Here is a 603-nt window from a genome sequence, read left to right on the forward strand (position 1 = left end):
CGCCTTCCATGGATATCGAGAGTAGATGGTTCAGCCCTTGACGCCGCCCTGCATGATGCCGCCGACGATCTGACGGCCCAACAGGGCGAAGACCAGCAGCACGGGGAGGGTGCCGATCAGGGTGCCGGCCATGATGATCGACTGGTCCGGGACGTAGCCCTGGCCGAGCGACTTGAGCGCGACCTGCACGGTCGGATTCTGCGAACTCAGCGCCACGATGGGCCAGAAGAAGTCGTTCCAGGTGGCCATGAAGGTGAGCATGCCGAGCACCGCCATGCCGGGGCGGGCCACCGGCAGCACGATCGACCAGAAGATCCGCAGGCTCGAAGCGCCGTCCATCCGGGCCGCCTCGATCAGCGCGGCCGGCAGCGCCTGGACCAGGTACTGCCGCATGAAGAAGACCCCGAAGGCGGAGACCAGCGCGGGCAGGATCACCGAGGGCAGCTTGTTCTGCAGGTCCAGCTTCACGATCACCATGAAGAGCGGGATCACCCCGAGCTGCGGCGGGATCATCATCGTGCCGACCGTGATCGCCAGCAGCAACCCCCGCCCGCGGAACCGGAGTTTGGCGAAGGCGAAGCCGGCCAGCGTGGAGGAGAGCAC

1 protein-coding gene is annotated in these 603 nt (G+C 66.5%); it reads right to left on the bottom strand.

What is annotated here, in order from left to right:
• Positions 1-30: 30 nt before the first annotated feature.
• Positions 31-603: carbohydrate ABC transporter permease (locus tag ABD323_RS43905; protein WP_344447596.1), on the bottom strand; the 573-nt coding region annotated here is incomplete at its 5' end.

It is taken from the genome of Kitasatospora nipponensis (assembly GCF_039528135.1).
Classification (GTDB): domain Bacteria; phylum Actinomycetota; class Actinomycetes; order Streptomycetales; family Streptomycetaceae; genus Kitasatospora; species Kitasatospora nipponensis.